The organism is Streptomyces sp. enrichment culture (assembly GCF_964273145.1).
In the GTDB taxonomy this organism is placed as follows: domain Bacteria; phylum Actinomycetota; class Actinomycetes; order Streptomycetales; family Streptomycetaceae; genus Streptomyces.
On the sequence record NZ_OZ186873.1, the window covers coordinates 1,279,146 to 1,296,856 of the forward strand.

At 74.8% G+C, this 17,711-nt stretch carries 19 protein-coding genes and 1 riboswitch; of the genes, 8 read left to right on the plus strand and 11 right to left on the minus strand.

All coding sequences use genetic code 11. The features are described from left to right. Window positions 1-88 precede the first annotated feature (88 nt). From ACSU6Z_RS05865 to ACSU6Z_RS05885, 5 genes are all read left to right on the plus strand, one after another. Window positions 89-1,075, plus strand: coding sequence for a DEDDh family exonuclease (locus ACSU6Z_RS05865; protein ID WP_437043533.1), 987 nt, complete (start codon window positions 89-91; stop codon window positions 1,073-1,075). Window positions 1,076-1,166: 91 nt separating this feature from the next. Beyond that, window positions 1,167-1,400 (plus strand): hypothetical protein, encoded by a 234-nt coding sequence (locus ACSU6Z_RS05870; RefSeq protein WP_078957636.1) that lies wholly within the window; start codon window positions 1,167-1,169, stop codon window positions 1,398-1,400. 48 nt (window positions 1,401-1,448) lie between these two features. Next, window positions 1,449-2,243 carry an SURF1 family cytochrome oxidase biogenesis protein gene (locus ACSU6Z_RS05875; RefSeq protein WP_437043535.1) on the plus strand — a complete coding sequence of 265 codons (795 nt, stop codon included), beginning with the start codon at window positions 1,449-1,451 and terminating at the stop codon, window positions 2,241-2,243. Between the two features lie 93 nt (window positions 2,244-2,336). After that, on the plus strand, window positions 2,337-4,118 hold the full coding sequence (locus ACSU6Z_RS05880) for a glycoside hydrolase family 15 protein (RefSeq protein WP_437043537.1): 1,782 nt from the start codon (window positions 2,337-2,339) through the stop codon (window positions 4,116-4,118). A 5-nt stretch (window positions 4,119-4,123) separates the two neighbouring features. Further along, window positions 4,124-4,879 carry an SDR family oxidoreductase gene (locus ACSU6Z_RS05885; RefSeq protein ID WP_437043539.1) on the plus strand — a complete coding sequence of 252 codons (756 nt, stop codon included), beginning with the start codon at window positions 4,124-4,126 and terminating at the stop codon, window positions 4,877-4,879. A gap of 66 nt (window positions 4,880-4,945) precedes the next feature. Here the strand turns inward: ACSU6Z_RS05885 and amaP are convergent, their stop codons facing one another. The 5 genes from amaP to ACSU6Z_RS05910 form a co-directional block, all read right to left on the minus strand. Continuing rightward, complete coding sequence (gene amaP / locus ACSU6Z_RS05890) at window positions 4,946-5,533, minus strand: alkaline shock response membrane anchor protein AmaP (protein ID WP_437043541.1); 588 nt, start codon at window positions 5,531-5,533, stop codon at window positions 4,946-4,948. Further along, the gene (locus ACSU6Z_RS05895; protein ID WP_437043543.1) at window positions 5,530-6,165 is read right to left on the minus strand and encodes a DUF6286 domain-containing protein; all 636 of its coding nucleotides are present in this window, start codon (window positions 6,163-6,165) and stop codon (window positions 5,530-5,532) included. The genes amaP and ACSU6Z_RS05895 overlap by 4 nt, the downstream gene beginning before the upstream one ends. After that, a complete protein-coding gene (locus tag ACSU6Z_RS05900; protein WP_437043545.1) occupies window positions 6,162-6,545 on the minus strand; it encodes a hypothetical protein in 384 nt (127 codons plus the stop codon). The genes ACSU6Z_RS05895 and ACSU6Z_RS05900 overlap by 4 nt, the downstream gene beginning before the upstream one ends. Further along, window positions 6,542-6,727, minus strand: a complete 186-nt coding sequence (locus ACSU6Z_RS05905) for a hypothetical protein (RefSeq protein ID WP_437043547.1) — start codon at window positions 6,725-6,727, stop codon at window positions 6,542-6,544. Before ACSU6Z_RS05905 ends, ACSU6Z_RS05900 begins: the two co-directional genes overlap by 4 nt. 99 nt (window positions 6,728-6,826) lie before the next feature. After that, the gene (locus ACSU6Z_RS05910; protein ID WP_437043549.1) at window positions 6,827-7,294 is read right to left on the minus strand and encodes an Asp23/Gls24 family envelope stress response protein; all 468 of its coding nucleotides are present in this window, start codon (window positions 7,292-7,294) and stop codon (window positions 6,827-6,829) included. Window positions 7,295-7,381: 87 nt separating this feature from the next. Between ACSU6Z_RS05910 and ACSU6Z_RS05915 the strand changes: the two genes are divergently transcribed. Further along, window positions 7,382-8,116 carry a nucleopolyhedrovirus P10 family protein gene (locus tag ACSU6Z_RS05915; protein ID WP_437043551.1) on the plus strand — a complete coding sequence of 245 codons (735 nt, stop codon included), beginning with the start codon at window positions 7,382-7,384 and terminating at the stop codon, window positions 8,114-8,116. Window positions 8,117-8,222: 106 nt separating this feature from the next. On the opposite strand, the gene ACSU6Z_RS05920 is transcribed toward ACSU6Z_RS05915, so the two are convergent. The 6 genes from ACSU6Z_RS05920 to ACSU6Z_RS05945 form a co-directional block, all read right to left on the minus strand. Beyond that, a complete protein-coding gene (locus ACSU6Z_RS05920) occupies window positions 8,223-9,035 on the minus strand; it encodes an enoyl-CoA hydratase/isomerase family protein (protein ID WP_437043553.1) in 813 nt (270 codons plus the stop codon). Window positions 9,036-9,177: 142 nt separating this feature from the next. Further along, window positions 9,178-9,399, minus strand: coding sequence for a helix-turn-helix domain-containing protein (locus tag ACSU6Z_RS05925; RefSeq protein ID WP_029385158.1), 222 nt, complete (start codon window positions 9,397-9,399; stop codon window positions 9,178-9,180). Window positions 9,400-9,734: 335 nt separating this feature from the next. Continuing rightward, on the minus strand, window positions 9,735-11,333 hold the full coding sequence (locus tag ACSU6Z_RS05930) for an ABC-F family ATP-binding cassette domain-containing protein (protein ID WP_437043555.1): 1,599 nt from the start codon (window positions 11,331-11,333) through the stop codon (window positions 9,735-9,737). A 163-nt stretch (window positions 11,334-11,496) separates the two neighbouring features. Next, window positions 11,497-12,897, minus strand: coding sequence for a hypothetical protein (locus ACSU6Z_RS05935; RefSeq protein WP_437043558.1), 1,401 nt, complete (start codon window positions 12,895-12,897; stop codon window positions 11,497-11,499). Window positions 12,898-13,313: 416 nt separating this feature from the next. Beyond that, a complete protein-coding gene (locus ACSU6Z_RS05940; RefSeq protein ID WP_437043560.1) occupies window positions 13,314-14,438 on the minus strand; it encodes an alpha/beta hydrolase in 1,125 nt (374 codons plus the stop codon). A gap of 157 nt (window positions 14,439-14,595) precedes the next feature. Next, window positions 14,596-15,339, minus strand: coding sequence for a class II aldolase/adducin family protein (locus ACSU6Z_RS05945; RefSeq protein ID WP_437043562.1), 744 nt, complete (start codon window positions 15,337-15,339; stop codon window positions 14,596-14,598). 482 nt (window positions 15,340-15,821) lie between these two features. Between ACSU6Z_RS05945 and ACSU6Z_RS05950 the strand changes: the two genes are divergently transcribed. Together ACSU6Z_RS05950 and ACSU6Z_RS05955 are read left to right on the plus strand one after the other, a co-directional pair. Continuing rightward, window positions 15,822-17,081: an anion permease gene (locus ACSU6Z_RS05950; RefSeq protein ID WP_437043564.1), complete on the plus strand. Its 1,260-nt coding sequence runs from the start codon at window positions 15,822-15,824 to the stop codon at window positions 17,079-17,081. Window positions 17,082-17,115: 34 nt separating this feature from the next. Next, complete coding sequence (locus ACSU6Z_RS05955; RefSeq protein WP_437043567.1) at window positions 17,116-17,337, plus strand: hypothetical protein; 222 nt, start codon at window positions 17,116-17,118, stop codon at window positions 17,335-17,337. A gap of 134 nt (window positions 17,338-17,471) precedes the next feature. Beyond that, window positions 17,472-17,614, plus strand: a riboswitch (cobalamin riboswitch). The last annotated feature ends 97 nt before the right edge of the window (window positions 17,615-17,711 follow it).

Below are 17,711 nucleotides of genomic sequence, written 5' to 3' on the forward strand. Positions count from 1 at the left end.
GCATATCGGCCATTGCCGACTCCGCGGACGCGGGCCGGGAGCACCTGAGGGACGGTCCTGTCAGTCGCGGCCCGTATCCTCAGGGACCATGCTCGAAGACCCCACGACCGCAGTGCCCTCTCCCCCGGTGTGGCCGGCCGCGTACCCGCGGGGATACGCGGTCGTCGACGTGGAGACCACCGGCCTGGCCCGCGACGACCGGATCATCTCCGCGGCCGTCTACCGGCTGGACGCGCGCGGCGAGGTCGAGGACCACTGGTACACGCTGGTCAACCCCGAACGCGATCCGGGTCCGGTGTGGATACACGGTCTGACGAGCGAGGTGCTGGAAGGGGCGCCCCTGTTCCAGGACGTCGCCGAGGAGTTCGCGGCCCGGCTCGAGGGCCGGGTGCTGGTCGCGCACAACGCCGTCTTCGACTGGCAGATGATCGCCCGCGAGTACGCGCGCGCCCGGCGCGAGGCCCCGGTGCGGCAGCGGCTGTGCACCATCGCGCTCTCCAAGGAGCTCGGCCTGCCGCTGCCCAACCACAAGCTGGAGTCGCTGGCCGCCCACTTCGGCGTCGTCCAGCGGCGGGCGCACCACGCGCTGGACGACGCGCGCGTGCTGGCGGAGGCGTTCCGGCCCAGCCTGGCCGCCGCGGCGGCGAGCGGCATCCGGCTGCCGCTGCACGAGTGCCGGCCCCTGACCGAGTGGTCGGACCGGCCCGCACCCCCGACCGGACGGCAGGCGGGGTACGGCGGCTACCGGGCGAGCAGCTGGCGCCCCTCCCGCAAGAGGCCCGCGTGCCCCTACCCCAATCCCGGACGGTACGAAGCGGGCAAGCCCCTCAAGCAGGGCATGCGGGTCGCCTTCTCCGGCGACACCTCGACCGAGCGGGAGCTGCTGGAGGACCGGGCGGCCGAGGCGGGGCTGCACGTCGCCACCAGCCTGTCCCGGCTGACCAGCCTGCTGGTCACCAACGACCCGGACTCGGGCACGTCGAAGGTGGTCAAGGCGCGGCAGTACGGGACGCCGATCGTGGACGAGGCGGCCTTCGGCCAGCTGCTGCGGGACGTCGAACCGGCGGACGGCTGAACCGGGCGGGACCCGCGCGGACGGGTGATTGCCGGGCGACTCGCCCGGCGTCCGCTCGCCCGCGCCACGGCTACGGCTCACCCTGTGGCCCATGGCGACATGCGAAGTATGCGGCAACAACTACGGAATGACCTTCGAGGTCCACGCCCAGGGCGCGGTGCACGTCTTCGACTGCTTCTCCTGCGCGATCCACCGCATGGCCCCCATCTGCGAGCACTGCCGGGTGCAGATCATCGGGCAGGGCGTCGAGGTCGAGGGCCACTGGTACTGCGGCGCCCACTGTGCCCGCGCCGAGGGGAAGGCGGGAATCGTCGACCGGGTCTGAGCACCACCCGGGTGAGGACACCCCACGCCCGGGTTGTACCGTCGTGGGGTGTACCGCTTCCTGCTGTCCCGCCAGTGGGTGATCCTCACCCTCGTGGCGCTCGCGCTCGTCCCGACAATGATCGAGCTGGGCTTCTGGCAGCTGCACCGCCACGAGCACAAGGTCGCGCTGAACCGGGTGATCGCCGCCTCCCTGGCGGCCGAGCCCGTACCCGCCGAGTCGCTGACCGCGCCCGGCGCCGCCGTCGAGCGGGACAAGCTGTACCGCCGGGTGACGGCGACGGGGCACTTCGACACCGCCGACGAGGTCGTCGTACGCCGCCGTACCAACGCCGACGACGAGGTCGGCTACCACGTGCTGACCCCCTTCGTCCTCGACGACGGCAAGGTCCTCCTGGTCAACCGGGGCTGGGTCCCCGCGGACGGCCCGAGCCAGACCGCATTCCCGAAGATCCCGGCGCCCCCGAAGGGCGAGATCACCGTCACCGGCCGGATGATGCCGGACGAGACGACCGAGGACAGCGGCATCAAGGACGTGCGGGGCCTGCCGGCCCGCCAGATCATGCTGATCAACAGCCGGCAGCAGGCCGAGCGCCTCGGCAGGCAGGTCCTCGGCGGCTACGTCGAGCTGACCGCGCCCGAGCCCGCGGGCGGCACGCCCGAACCGATCCCGGCCCCCGACCACGACGACATCGGCCCGCACCTGGCCTACGCCGTCCAGTGGTGGCTGTTCGCCGCGGCCGTCCCGTTCGGCTGGTTCCTCCTGGTCCGCCGCGAGGCCCGCGACCGGGCGGGGAAGGCGGCCGAGGAGGAGACCGAGCGGGCGGAACCGGCGGCGGTGTAGCGTCCGGCCCGCTCCGCCGCCCCCGGCGTCCGGTCCTCCTGATTGCTCCGTCACCCGCGGGGAAGACGGAAGACCGTGCATCCTCCTGTACCCGTGCATCCCCGCATAGAGGACTACGCGCTCATCGGCGACGAGCAGGCCGCGGCCCTGGTCGGCAGGGACGGGTCCGTCGACTGGCTGTGCCTGCCCCGGTTCGACTCGGCGGCCTGTTTCGCCAAGCTGCTCGGTGACGAGGACAACGGCCACTGGCGCATCGCCCCCCGGGGCGCCGAGCTCTGCACCCGGCGCGCCTACCGCCGCGACACCCTCGTCCTGGACACCGAGTGGGAGACCGACGAGGGCGCGGTCCGCGTCACCGACTTCATGCCGCAGCGCGACCGCGCCCCGGACCTCGTGCGCATCGTGGAGGGCCTGCGCGGCGAGGTCACCATGCACAGCGTGCTGCGGCTGCGCTTCGACTACGGCTCGATCGTGCCGTGGATGCGCCGCACCGACGGCCACCGGGTGGCCGTCGCGGGCCCGGACGCGGCGTGGCTGCGCAGCGAGCCGGAGGTCCCCACCCGGGGCCACGACTTCGGGACGCACTCCGAGTTCACCGTCGCCGCCGGCGAGAAGGTCGCGTTCGTCCTCACCTGGCACCCCTCGCACGAGCCGCGCCCCGTGCAGATCGACCCGTACGAGGCGCTGCGCCACAGCGTCGACGACTGGCGGGCGTGGGCGGCCCGCTGCCGTTACGAGGGCCCGTACCGGGACGCCGTGGTGCGCTCCCTGATCACGCTCAAGGCGCTCACCTACAAGCCGACCGGCGGCATCGTGGCCGCCCCCACCACCTCGCTGCCCGAGGAACCGGGCGGCGTCCGCAACTGGGACTACCGCTACTGCTGGCTGCGCGACTCGACCCTCACCCTGGGCGCGCTGCTGGCGGCCGGCTACCTGGAGGAGGCGGAGGCGTGGCGCGACTGGCTGCTGCGCGCGGTCGCGGGCAACCCGTCGGACCTCCAGATCATGTACGGGCTGGCGGGTGAGCGGCGGCTGCCGGAGTTCGAACTGCCGTGGCTGTCGGGGTTCGACGAGTCGACGCCCGTGCGGATCGGGAACGACGCCGTGAACCAGCTCCAGCTGGACGTGTACGGCGAGGTCATGGACACCCTGACGCTGGCGCACAAGGCGGGCCTGCCCGACAAGCCGCAGATCTGGCAGCTCCAGCGCTCCTTGATGAGGTTCCTGCGGACGGCGTGGCGGCAGCCGGACGAGGGGCTGTGGGAGGTGCGCGGCGGGCGCCGCCACTTCGTGCACTCCAAGGTGATGGTCTGGGTGGCCGCCGACCGGGCCGTGCGCGCCCTGGAGGAGTACCCGGAGCTGGAGGGGGACCTGGAGCAGTGGCGCGCGCTGCGCGAGGAGGTGCACCGCGAGGTGTGCGAGCGCGGCTACGACCCCGAGCGGGGCACCTTCACCCAGTCGTACGGCTCGCGCGAGCTGGACGCCGCTCTGCTGTTCATCCCGCGCGTGGGCTTCCTGCCGCCCGACGATCCGCGGGTCCTGGGCACCATCGACGCCGTCGAGAAGGAACTGACGCGCGACGGACTGGTGCGCCGCTACAGCACCGAGGACCCCGTCGACGGGCTGCCCGGCGGCGAGGGCACCTTCCTGGTGTGCTCCTTCTGGCTCGCGGACGCCCTGCACATGGCGGGCCGCACCGACGAGGCCAAGAAGCTGTTCGAACGGCTGGTGGGGCTCGCCAACGACGTGGGGCTGCTGGCCGAGGAGTACGACCCGGCGACCGGCCGCCAGCTCGGCAACTTCCCGCAGGCCTTCAGCCACATCGGCCTGGTCCACACCGCCCTCGCCCTGTTCGGGGGCGAGAGGGCAGGATAGGGGCCATGGATCTTGGACTGAAGGACCGGGTGTACGTCGTCACCGGCGCCACCCGGGGCCTGGGCAACGCCGCCGCGCGGGAACTGGTCGCCGACGGCGCGAAGGTGGTCGTCACGGGGCGGGACGAGAGGAGCGTCGCCGACGCCGCATCCGCGCTGGGCCCGAACGCGGTCGGCGTGGCCGCCGACAACGCCGACCCCGAGGCGGCCGGACGGCTGGTCGCCGCCGCGCGCGAGCACTTCGGCGCCTTCCACGGTGTCCTGGTCAGCGTCGGCGGGCCGCCGCCCGGCTTCGTCGCCGACACCACCGACGAGCAGTGGCGGGCGGCGTTCGAGTCGGTGTTCCTCGGCGCGGTGCGCCTGGCCCGGACGGCCGCGGCGGAGCTGGGGGAGGGCGGTGTCATCGGTTTCGTGCTGTCCGGCTCGGTGCACGAGCCGATCCCGGGGCTGACCATCTCCAACGGGCTGCGCCCGGGACTGGCCGGCTTCGCCAAGTCCCTCGCGGACGAACTGGGCCCGCGCGGCATCCGCGTCGTCGGTCTGCTGCCGGGCCGCATCGACACCGACCGGGTGCGGGAGCTGGACGGGATGTCCGCCGACCCCCAGGCGACGCGTGCGGCGGCCGAGTCGCGCATCCCGCTGCGCCGGTACGGCGCCCCGGACGAGTTCGGCCGCGCGGCGGCGTTCCTGCTGTCCCCGGCGGCGTCGTACGTGACAGGCGTCATGCTGCCGGTGGACGGCGGCGTGCGGCACGGGTTCTAGGGGGCTGCCGCCCCGTCCGCCGTTCAGGTCCGATCGTCCGGCCGGTCGTCCGGCCGGTCGCAGCGGTCAGCCGACGCGTTCGGCGCGGTGCCGGACGCCCTTGAGCCGTACCTCCGTCGGCAGGGAGGCGAGCCCCACGGCCTCCCGGGCGTGGGCCAGCGGGCCGGTGGTGAAATCGCGCAGCGCGCTCTCGGGGTCCAGGTGCGGCGCGAGCAGCAGCCGTACGCGGGACCGGGGGGCGCCGCGCCGCCCGGTGAGCCGCACGTGCGCGCGTTCCACGCCGTCCGGGCGGCCCGCCTCCGCGGCCAGCGCGCCCTCCAGGGCCCGTGCGCGCAGCACCGCGCCCTCGCCGTCGCCGGTGTCGACGAGGACCTCGTCCAGGCGGTGCCGGCGCAGGACCGAGGCCAGCCACCACAGGGCGAGCAGCAGGAGCACGGCGAGCGCGGCGAGGACTACCGGCCACCACCAGTCGGCCTCCCGCCAGCGGGTCCGTTCGGCGTCGCCGAGCAGCACGTCGCGCCGGCCGTCGTGGATCCACCAGGAGGGCGCGGGGGCGCCCAGTCCGACGGCCAGCACGGAGCCGCCGAGGACGGTCAGGACGAGGCCCACGGCCCCGAGCAGGACACGGTTGACGGTGGTGCGCACCGCCCTCACCCCTTCCGTCCGGGCCGCGCCACCCGCACCGACAGGGCGGGCGGGTGGGCCAGCCCGAGTCCGTGCACCGCGTCGGTGAGCGCGGTGCCGAGGTCGGCGCGGACGGCGTCCGGTTCCCGGAAGTGCGCGACCGCGCGGACCTTCGCCCTCCGCCGGCCCATCCGCACCTGGGCCGACTGCACGCCGGGGACCTCCACGGCCCGGTCGCGCAGCACCCTGGCGGCGGCGTCCCGGTGGAGTGCGGCGCGTACGTCGGGGCGGGTGCGCCGCATCGGCAGCAGGTCCCGCAGGCCGGGGGTGGCGGCCAGGAGCAGCAGCCAGAGCCCGAGCGCGGTGGCGGCGCCCGCGCCGATCAGCACCCAGGCGTCCTCCAGGGGCCGCCGGGCGAGCTGACGGGCCAGCTCCCGGCGCCAGGCCATGGCGGGCCGGTCGGCGCGCACGGCGGCGACGTCGTACAGGAAGGCACCCGCGAGGAACAGGAGCAGCAGGGCGGCGATGCCCGCGGGGACGCGGCGCGCCGACCAGAGGCGGCCGGCTCGCCCGGGGGCGGGGGCGGGCGGCTGCCCGGGGTCCGCCGTCTTCTCCAGGACCGGCGGCCGCCCGGTGCCCCGGGTGCCCTGGGGTTCGGTCATCGCGTCCTCCCCTGCGCCGGGCGGTGTTCCGGTGTCGGGTGCAGCCGTTCCACCAGGACGGCGACCTCCGGCACCCTCATGCCCGCCAGCGTGCCCACCCGCTCGACGACCCGGCGGCGCACCCGGCCGCAGCGGGCGCCGATGTCACCGGGGTAGCCGAGTTCGACGTGGACGCGGACCCGGGCCGTGTCGCGGTGCACGACGACGGTGGCGCGGGGGCGCGACGCGTCCGGCGGCAGCTCGCCCACCGCCTCGCGCGCCGCCTGGGCGGCGATCTTCGCGACGACCCGGTCGGCGATCGTGGTGGCACCGCGCTCCCCGGGCGGGACGACGGCCGGGGGTTCGCGGAGCTCACCGGCGCCCGTGCTCACGCCGGTCACCGTCGGCGGTCGCCGCGTGCGTGGAAGAAGTCGCCGAGCTCCCAGTCCCCCTCCAGGAACCGGCCGACGACGAGGCCGACGGCACCCAGGGCCGCCACCAGGAGGAACGCGCCGAAACCGCCGAAGTATCCGGCGAAGCCCAGTGCCATTCCGGCGATCACGCCGATCGCGGCCATGCTCATGGTGCGCTCCTCAGCTCCTCGAGCCGTTCGGGTGTGCAGGTGTCCAGGCCTTCGGGCGGCGGGCTACGCGGCGGGGTCGCGCGGCCGCTCGGCGAAGGATCACTGGAGCCGGGGCTCCGGTGCCTCTTCCTCCTCTTCGTCCGGGAGCTTGACGTCGCTCACCGCGATGTTGACCTCGACCACTTCCAGGCCGGTCATCCGCTCCACCGCGGCGATCACGTTCTCCCGCACGTCCCGGGCGACGTCGGAGATGGGCACGCCGTACTCGACGACGATCTCCAGGTCGAGCGCGGTCTGCTTCTCACCGACCTCGGCCTTCACGCCGCGCGTCACCGACTTGGTCCCGCCGGGCACCCGGTCGCGTACGGCTCCGAAGGTGCGCGACATGCCGCTGCCCATGGCGTGCACGCCGTCGACGTCGCGTGCGGCCATCCCGGTGATCTTCTCCACGACACCGTCGGCGATGGTGGTCCGCCCGCGGGAACCGGGGTCCGTCCCGCCCCGCCTGGCACTCTGCGCCTTGACCGCCCCGCCCGGATCCTGGTTCCGCTCCGTGGTCTCGCTCATGGCCGTACGTCCCTCTCGGTCGTCGTTCCCCGACCACGGTAAGCGGGGCTCCGCGGCCGCGCGCCCGGGATACGGCAGGCTGAAGGAATGACGACGGCGAACCGGTTGGCACAGGCGGTGCGGGATCAACTGGGGCTCGGCAGGTTCCTGCCCCTGGGCGGGCCGCGGGACGGCTCGTGGATCACCGAGCGGGCGGTACGGGGAGTGCTGCGGGATGCGGTGCGGGGTGTGGCGGGCGTGCGCGTGGGCGGCCTGCGGGTAGCGCCCGCCGATCCGCACGGCGCGGACGAGCCGGTCGTACCGCCGCCGCCGAGCGCCCTGCCGCCCGGGCCGCTGCGGGTGTCGGCCGACTGCGCGGCGACGGTGTCCGAGCCGCTGCCGGTGGTGGCCGCCCGCCTGCGCGCGGCGCTCGCGGCGGCGGCGACGCGGCGCCTGGGCCTGACGGTCGAGGAGGTGGACCTGCGGGTGACCGGACTGCTGGAGGACCCGGACGACGAGGCCGCGCCGCGGGAGGAGACGGCGCGCGAAGAGGGCGCGCGGGAGGCGCCGGCCGCCGTTCCGGCGGAGGGCGACGAGGGCCGGGTGGCGGCCGCCGCGCTGGCGGTCGCCGGCGTGACCCGGCTGACGGCCCTGCTGGGCCGACCGGTCCGCATCGGCGGACGCGCGCGGGAGGCGGCCCTGGCGCGCCGGTACGTCCGGCTGGAGTGCGCGGTGGGCGCGGACCACCGGACCGTGGACGTGACCCGGCGGGTCCGCACGGCGGTGTCGAAGGCCCTGCCGGACCACCCGGCGGTGACGGTCCTGGTGACGGCGGTCGAGTGACGGGGCCGCGGGTCCGGGCGGCCTTGGTCCGGCCCCCGGCACCCCGGCCCCCGGCACTTCGGACGCCGTCGCCTCGGCGCTTCGCGGCCCCGGGAGCCGTCCCGGGCTATTCGCCGAGGCCGGCCAGGTCCCGCAGGCGGCGGGCCTGGGCGGCCCGCTCCGCGGCGCGCTGGGCCTCGTAGTCCCGGTCCGGTGCCCCTTGCAGCAGGGCCTTGGTCTCGATCACGGCGTCGCGCGGCGCGGCGAGGACCGCCGACGCCAGGTCCCGCACGGCGCCGTCGAGCTGGTCGGCGGGTACCGCGAGGTTCGCCAGCCCCGTGCTCACGGCCTCGTCGGCCAGGACGAACCGCCCGGTCACGCAGATCTCCAGCGCGCGGGCGTATCCGACCAGCCGCACCAGCGGGTGCGTACCCGCCAGGTCGGGGACGAGGCCGAGGCCGGTCTCGCGCATGGCGAGCTGCGCGTCGTCGGCGACGACACGCAGGTCGCAGGCGAGGGCGAGCTGGAAGCCGGCCCCGATGGCGTGTCCCTGCACGGCGGCGATCGACAGGATGTCACCGCGCCGCCACCAGGTGAACGCCTCCTGGTACTCGGCGATGGTCGCGTCCAGCTCGGCGTCGCCGCCGCGCGCGAGGTCGAGGAAGGACGGCTCGCCGTCGAAGCCCTCGGGCGTGAACGCCTGCCGGTCGAGCCCGGCCGAGAAGGACTTGCCCTCGGCCCGCAGGACGACGACGCGCACGGACCCCGGCAGCCGCCGGCCCGCATCGGTCAGCGCCCGCCACAGGGCGGGGCTCTGCGCGTTGCGCTTGGCCGGGTTGTTCAACGTCACCGTGGCGATCGCGTCGTCGACGGTGAGCCGTACGCCGTCCTGATCGAGGACGGGGCTTTGCGAACCGTGGTCCTGCGCGGGCGAAGCCATGGGGCGCCTCCGATGGGTGCACTCGTCCGAGGGCCGTGCGGAACTCCGCACGGCCTTCCTAAGTGACTGCACAGTAACCACCCGGTCGGCCGGGAGACCGACCGGGTGGCCACCATCGAAGCCGAGGGGCCGCCCGGGGAGATCAGGCCGATGGGGCCTTCTTGCCCCGTGTCGCCCCGCCGCGCCCTCGCAGCGTGACCCCCGATTCACTGAGCATGCGGTGCACGAAGCCATACGAGCGGCCGGTCTCCTCGGCCAACGCCCGGATGCTCGCACCGGCGTCGTACTTCTTCTTCAGGTCTGCCGCGAGCTTGTCGCGCGCGGCGCCGGTCACCCGGCTGCCCTTCTTCAGAGTCTCGGCCACCCGTGCCTCCTCATGGGAAGTGCGCTCTGGTCTCCTCATGATCACCCCTCCGGGGCCTGATGGCCACCCATTCGGCAAGGTCTGTGAGACAAGTCCGTGACGACAGGAGCGCGTACCCACACACGGAATGCACCATTCCACACCAAGGCGTCCGGAGGGCCGAACAGATTGTTCCGCGAAGTGGCAGGTCAGGGGGGTGCGGAGGCCGGCTCCCCGACAGAGGGGGGACCGGCCGTGTGATCGGTGTAGGACACACCTCGGTACGAGGAGATCTCACACAGATGATGGATCACGGCTCGGCCGAATGATCCATACGCGGGGGATCATCCGTTCGATCAAGCGAGGGCGACGAGGTCCGCGTAGTCGGCGCCCCACAGGTCCTCGACACCGTCCGGCAGCAGGATGATCCGCTCCGGCTGGAGCGCCTCGACGGCGCCCTCGTCGTGGGTGACCAGCACGACCGCGCCCTTGTAGGTGCGCAGGGCGCCGAGGATCTCCTCGCGGCTGGCCGGGTCGAGGTTGTTGGTGGGCTCGTCGAGCAGCAGCACGTTGGCGGAGGACACCACGAGGGTGGCCAGCGCCAGGCGGGTCTTCTCGCCGCCGGAGAGGACGCCGGCCGGCTTGTCGACGTCGTCGCCGGAGAACAGGAACGAGCCGAGCACCTTGCGGACCTCGACGAGGTCCATGTCGGGGGCGGCGGAGCGCATGTTCTCCAGGACCGTGCGGTCCGGGTCGAGGGTCTCGTGCTCCTGGGCGTAGTAGCCGAGCTTGAGGCCGTGCCCGGGGACGACGGCGCCCGTGTCGGGCTGCTCGACGCCCGCGAGCAGGCGCAGCAGGGTCGTCTTGCCGGCGCCGTTGAGGCCGAGGATGACGACGCGGGACCCCTTGTCGATGGCCAGGTCGACGTCGGTGAAGATCTCCAGGGAGCCGTACGACTTCGACAGGCCCTCGGCCCTCAGCGGGGTCTTGCCGCAGGGCGCGGGCTCGGGGAAGCGGAGCTTTGCGACCTTGTCCTGCCGGCGGACCTCCTCCAGGCCGGACAGCAGCTTCTCGGCGCGGCGGGCCATGTTCTGCGCGGCGACCGTCTTGGTGGCCTTGGCGCGCATCTTGTCGGCCTGGGCGTTGAGCGCGGCGGCCTTCTTCTCGGCGTTCTGCCGCTCCCGCCTGCGGCGCTTCTCGTCGGCCTCGCGCTGCTGCTGGTAGAGCTTCCAGCCCATGTTGTAGATGTCGATCGTGGCGCGGTTGGCGTCCAGGTAGAACACCTTGTTCACGACCGTCTCGACCAGGTCGACGTCGTGGGAGATCACGATGAAGCCGCCGCGGTAGGTCTTGAGGTAGTCGCGCAGCCAGACGATCGAGTCGGCGTCGAGGTGGTTCGTCGGCTCGTCCAGGAGCAGGGTGTCCGCGTCCGAGAACAGGATCCGGGCCAGCTCGACGCGGCGGCGCTGGCCGCCGGAGAGCGTGTGCAGCGGCTGGCCCAGCACCCGGTCGGGCAGGTTCAGCGCGGCGGCGATGGTGGCGGCCTCGGCCTCGGCGGAGTAGCCGCCCTTGGTGAGGAACTCCGTCTCCTGGCGCTCGTACTGCCTCATCGCCTTGTCGCGGGTGGCGCCCTGGCCGTTGGCGATGCGCTGCTCGTTCTCGCGCATCTTGCGGATCAGGACGTCCAGGCCGCGCGCGGAGAGGATGCGGTCGCGGGCGAGCACGTCGAGGTCGCCGGTGCGGGGATCCTGCGGGAGGTAGCCGACCTCGCCGGAACGGGTGATGGTGCCGGCGGCGGGGACACCCTCGCCGGCGAGGCACTTGGTGAGGGTGGTCTTGCCGGCGCCGTTGCGGCCGACGAGGCCGATGCGGTCGCCCTTGGTGACGCGGAAGGTGGCGTTTTCGATGAGGACGCGGGCACCGGCGCGCAGCTCGATGCCGGAAGCGGAGATCACGGACAGACTCCTGGGCGGTGGGGAGGGCGGGATGGGCGGCTGAGGACGGTCCCGCCGTCTAATGCGCGAGGAGAATGGCCATGGGGCCAGTCTAACGGGGGCGCGCAAGCGCTTTTCCCGGCCCGCGGCGCCGCGGGCCGCCGACCCGGCCGGCGGGACCGGATCAGGTGCCGCCCGTGTGCACCTGGAACGCCGCCCGGCGCACGGCCTTGGCCAGGGCCGGGTCGGGGTGCGCGGCGGCCAGCGCCACCAGGACCTGCACGGTGCGGGGATGGCCGACGGCCCGCACCTCCTCCAGCAGCGCCGGGACGGTGGGCTGGATCGCGGACTCCAGGTGCCGCACCAGCATCGGGGCCTCGCCGTGGTCGGCGACGGCGGCGGCGGTGTCGACCCACAGCCACGTGGCCTCCTCCCGGGTGAGGACCTCGTGGGCGTCCTCCGGGTCGGCCCCGTCGTGCTCGGCCAGCCACAGCAGGGCGTAGGGCCGCAGGGTCGGCTCGTCGAGCACGGCGCGGACGTCGGGCTCGGCCGGGGCGCCGACCACGCGCAGCGCCTCGAAGGCGAGGCCGCGCAGCAGGGCGTCGTCGCCGCGGGCGGCCGCGAGCAGCTCGGTGACGGCGCTGCCGACGGGGCGGGCGGCGAGCCAGGCCCGGTACTCGGCGCGGGCCGCGTTGGGGCGGAGCTGCGCGCAGCCGCGGAGCATGTCCTCGGCGGACTGCTCGATGTTCCCGGCGGGGCTCTGCGCGGCGACGCAGATCTGCTCCAGCTTGACCCAGACCGCCCAGCTGCCGAGCGGGGTGAGCGTGGCCTGCCCGTCACCGTAGGTGAGGGCGCCGACCGAGGCGAGGGCGCGCAGGGCCCAGTCCAGGAGCGGGGCGAGCGGGGTGTCGTCGCCGGGCGTGGGGGCCTCGGGCCGGGGGTGCGGGCCGTAGGAGACCTCGCAGCGCTCGGTGCGCAGTTCGGTGACGCGCTGCTCCAGGAGGTCGAGGAGCTGTGCCAGGGGGACGGGCCCGGCGGACAGCTGGAGGAAGGAGAGCACCTGGGGCATGGCCGAGACGACCTCGGCGACGGTGGCCGGCTCGTGGTCCGAGGGCTCGGGGTAGGCGAGCGACCAGGCGTCGAAGAGGGCGACCCAGCCGCGCAGGGCGGCGTTGTCGTCGCGGTCCCAGGCGCGCAGCCGCCAGCCGGGGCGGGCGCTGTCGCCGTGCACCTCGACGAGACCGGCCAGGCGGGCGATGTCCCAGTCCGCGCGGACCTGGGCGACGGTCAGGCCCAGCTCGGCCGCGGCGCGCTCGGCGGTCGCGTCGGAGAGCGTGGCCTTGCCGTCGGAGGACGCGCCCGCCCGGCCGGGGCCGAGGGCGGCGTCGGCCCAGCGGGCGACACGGACCGCGCCGGCCAGACCGGAGCGAGCCATCCTGGCCAGCTCCGGCCGGGCCGGTGTGCCCTCCGGGGGGCGCGGTGCGGGGCGGCGCGGGTGCCGCTGGTTCACGGCTCTGGGGGCGGCGGCCAGGGGTCGCGGGCGGACGAGTCGAAGCCTGGAGTCGCGCGGGATACGGGACGTCACGGGTGCAGTCTTCCGGTTGACGGTCCGAAAACCCAAACGGAATGTCACGGCGGGCGACGGGGATGGCCAACGCAACCATGTGCGGGTGGGGTGCGGGAGAGGTCCGGACCAGGGGTGGGGCCCTAAGCGGAATGACCGGGGCGGGCTGGGGCCGGAGGGGCGCGGGCGCGCGGAGGGGTGAGCGGGGCGAAGGACCGGTGGTGTGCCGCCGTCGGGTGGCACGGGAGATCACGGCCGGGCGGGGTGCGGACGTCGGGACCGGTGATCGGCGCGGCCGGGTGGCGCGCCGGGCGGGCGGCGACGGCAGCGCACCGTGGGCAGGCGGCGACGGCCGCGCACCGGGGGCAGGCGGCGACGGCCGCGCACCGGGGGCGGGCGGTGACGGCCGCGCACCGTGGGGGGGCGGCCCCGTGGTCTCACATCAGCGGGGTGAGGAAGCGCCGCAGGGTCTCCTCGTAGATGTCGGGGGCGGCGTTCCACATGGCCGCGTGCGGGGCCCGGGCGACCGTGCGGAGGGAGATCAGGCGGGGGCGGGCCGCGGCGAGGCGGCGCGAGAGGTGCCAGGGGGCCACCGTGTCGTCCGGGCCGTGGATGATCAGGGCCGGGACCGCGAGGTGGTCGCGGCCGGCGTCGGCGACGCGGCCGGCGTGGAATCCGGCGCGGCCCCGGGCGGCGCGGACCGCGAGCGGCAGCAGGACCCCCGGCGCGTGCCGGGCCGCGGCCAGGGAGCGCAGGGTGGTCTCCCAGCTGAGGACCGGGGAGTCCAGGACGATCCCCGCGATCCGGTCGCGCACCCCGGAGTGCAGGGCGGCGCGCAGGGCCATGGTGGCGCCGGTGGACCAGCCGAGCAGGACGATCCGCCGGGCGCCGTACCGCAGCGCGTAGCGGATCGCCGCGTCCAGGTCGTGCCACTCGCTCTCGCCGAGGTGGTTCAGGCCGTCCGGCGGCCGGGGCGCGCCGAGGTCGCCGCGGTAGGAGAGGGCGAGCACGGGCAGGCGCAGGCCGTGCAGGAGGCCCATGAGGTTCAGGGTGTGCTCCCGGGTGGTGCCCAGGCCGTGCACGGCGATCACCCAGGTGTCGCGGGAGGACGGCACGAACCAGGCCGGCAGCGGGCCGAGCTCGCCGGGGATGTCGACGTCGGCGTGGTCCAGGCCGAGGGCGGTGCCCGGGTCGCCGACGTGCAGGTTCGGGGTGAGCCACACCTTGTCGCCGGGCCGCAGGGTGCCGTGGGTGACGCGTTCGAGGCGGCGTACGACGGTGTCGGCGGGGTGCCGGGCCGTGTCGAGGACGGGGCCCACGACCGCGTGGGAGCCGTCGCCGGCGAGGCCGTAGCGACCGGGCCGCAGCGCGGCCGGGTCCCGGGTGAGCGTGATCTGCCCGGCGGCGGTGCCGTGCACGGTGAGCCGGGGTTCGGTGGGCAGGGGCCGGCCTGCGGGCGCCTTGAGCGCGGCGTCGCTGGCGAGCCGGCCGGCGACGACGCTGGCTGTGCCGGCGGCCAGGGCTGCGGTGACGGCGGTGGCCGCCGCGGTGACGGTGCGCACGTCCTCCAGTGTCCGGGCGGAACCGGCGACCGGCCAGTGGGCGGGCGGCCGGGGGTGACGGGGAGGGGCAGCGGCCGGGAAGGGAACCGGCGTGCGCGGGGGCGTGCGGGCGGTGGCGCACCGCCCGCACGGGAACGGGAGGGGGAGGCGGTGGCGGTCACCCCCGGGATGCCGGCCGCCGGCTCCCCTGGCCGTAGTCCCGCAGCTTCTCGCCGACCTCGGCGAGTTGCTCCTCCGTCAGCAGGGACGGTGCCAGGCCCGGTACGGAGGAGGCGGTCAGCCACAGGCGGCACATCCACTCCAGCTGGGCGGTGCGGTCGTAGGCCTGGTCCAGGGTGGCGCCGTGGGTGAGCGTGCCGTGGTTCTGGAGGAGGCAGCCGAAGCGGCCGGCGAGGGCGTGGAGCATGTTCTCGGCCAGCGCGCCGGTGCCGTACGTGGCGTACGGGGCGACCCGGACGGGGCCGCCGAGGGCGGCGGCCATGTAGTGGATCGGCGGGAGCTCCCGGACGAGCGTGGAGACGGCCGTCGCGTGCACGGCGTGGGTGTGGACGACGGCGCGGGCGCCGGTGGTGCGGTACACGGCGAGGTGCAGGGGCAGCTCGCTGGTCGGGGCGAGGGTGCCGAGCACCTGGCGGCCGTCGAGGCCGACGCCGGTGACGTCCTGCGGCGTCAGCCGGTCGTACGGCACCCCCGACGGTGTGACCAGGACGGTGTCGCCGACGCGCACCGAGACGTTGCCGGACGTGCCGACCACCAGCCCCTCGGCCGCCGTCCGCCGGGCCGTGGCGACCAGGGCCTCCCAGGCGCGCGCCTCCTCGGGCCGGGCTCCCCTCTCCCGGGCCCCGTCCGCGCCCCGCGCCCCCTCCGGGGCGTCCTGCCGGTTCCATGAGTGCTCGGTCATGCCGCGATCCTCCCAGGTGCCGTCCGGGCCGTCCGCCGGCCGGGGGCACCGCGGGCGGCGCCCTGCGTGAGCGCCGACGGCGGCCGGACGCCGCCCCCGGCGCTCGGCACAGCGTACGGACCGGGTGCGGCCCGTACGGCGGGGGAAGCGCCACGGCCCGGACCGCGGAGGGGCCGGCCGGGCGGGCCGCCCGCCACAGCGCGTCGGCCGGCCGGCGTGGCTCCCGGCCGTACGACGGCGGTCGGCGCCTGCGGAGGTGACCAGGATCTCCTCGGCGGTTCCGCGGTCCGGCCGGGGAGGCCCGCCGCGGGCGTCCGGGCCCGTGCTCAAGGGGCCGTCGGGGTGCGAGCCGGGCACGGCTGACGCAAGAGGGAGCGGTGGCCCCGCTTCCGGACATCGCTCCGCTCCCCCGAGTTCATCTTCCGTTCACCCTTGTTACCTACGTTCGAGCAGCCAATGACCTCGAACGATTGCCTGGGTAAATGGAAAGCTTCTCGCTGATCCTCGCGATTGTGGTGGTAACCGCACTCGCGTTCGATTTCACGAACGGTTTCCACGACACCGCGAACGCGATGGCGACCACCATTTCGACCGGTGCCCTGAAGCCCAAGGTCGCGGTGGCCATGTCCGCCGTCCTCAACCTCGTCGGCGCCTTCCTGTCCGTGGAGGTCGCCAACACCATCTCCAAGGGGCTCGTCGACGAGAGCGGCATCCGCCCCGAGGTCATCTTCGCCGCCCTGGTGGGCGCGATCCTCTGGAACCTGCTGACCTGGCTGGTCGGCCTTCCGTCCAGCTCCTCCCACGCCCTCATGGGCGGCCTGGTCGGCGCCACCGTCGCCTCGGCGGGCGTCGGCGCGGTCCACGGCGACGTGCTCGTCACCAAGGTGCTCCTCCCGGCCGTCGCCGCCCCGGTCGTCGCGGGCCTCGCGGCCCTGGTCGCCACGCGGCTGACGTACACCCTCGGCAGGAAGGCGGACGGCGAGGCCGCCAAGAAGGGCTACCGCGCCGGGCAGATCGCCTCCGCCGGGCTGGTGTCGCTGGCCCACGGCACCAACGACGCGCAGAAGACGATGGGCATCATCACCCTGGCGCTGGTCGCCGGCGGCACCCTGGCCCCCGACTCCGACCCGCCGATGTGGGTCATCCTCTCCGCGGGCCTGGCCATCGCGCTCGGCACCTACCTCGGCGGCTGGCGCATCATCCGCACCATGGGCAAGGGTCTGACCGACCTCCAGCCGCAGCAGGGCTTCGCCGCCCAGACCAGCGCCGCCACGGCCATCCTGGCCTCCTCCCACCTGGGCTTCTCCCTCTCCACCACGCACGTCGTCTCCGGTTCGGTGATGGGTGCGGGCCTCGGCCGCAAGGGCGGCGTCGTGCGCTGGTCCACGGCGACGCGGATGTTCGCCGCCTGGGGCCTGACCCTGCCGGCCGCGGCCCTGGTCGGCGCGCTCGCCGAGTGGGTCTGCGGCCTCGGCGACTGGGGCACGGCGCTCGTCGCGGTCTTCCTGGTCGCCTCCAGCGCCGCGATCTGGAAGATCTCCCGCCGCGAGGTCGTCGACCACACCAACGTCAACGACACCGAGGACGGCGGGAGCGCCGAGCCGGCCGGTGTGGTCACCACCGCGATCGCCGCCGTGACCCCGCCCCCGGCGGGCGCCGCCGGAGAGTTGACCGCCACCATCCCGGCCCAGGTCTCCGCCGCCCCCGACGCCAAGGCCCCCTCGGCCGCCACCCCCGTCTGAGCCCGCGCTCACCCGGTACGAAGGAAGAAGCAGGATGAAGATCGACTGGGCAGCCCTCGGCTCCGTCTTCGGGGTCAGCCTCGTGGTCACCGTGGCCCTGGTGGCCCTGTTCACCCTGGGCATCGCCGGGCTCTCCCGCCGGGAGCGGACCGCCGCCCGGGGCGGCTCCGCGGCCCTCGCGGTCACCGGCGCCTACGCGTGCTTCGCGGCCTGCGCGGCGGCGGTGGCGTACGGGATCTACCTGATCGTCGTCTGACCGGCGGCGCGCACGCGCGGAAGCGGGGTGCGGGACGGTGATCCGTCCCGCACCCCGCTTCCGCGCGCCCGGGGCACACCCGCCGCGTGTGGGCCTTCGCACACTCCCCCTGTGCAGGTCAACGGCAAGTTGACTGGTGTTCGCGGGCCGTGGTGGACTGCCTGGGCCATGTACGGCGGCAGGAGAGGAAGGCCGGTGTGAATCCGGCGCGGTCCCGCCACTGTGACCGGGGTGGAACCCCGGGAGCCAGGAACTCTCACCGCCGGTCTCGTCGAACCAGGGCGTGGACACCCTGAGTGAGGACACAACGCGATGCTCGGCTGCCGTTCGAGGTTCAGTACCAGGCCTCTCCCCGCCTTCCCCGACCGTGTGAC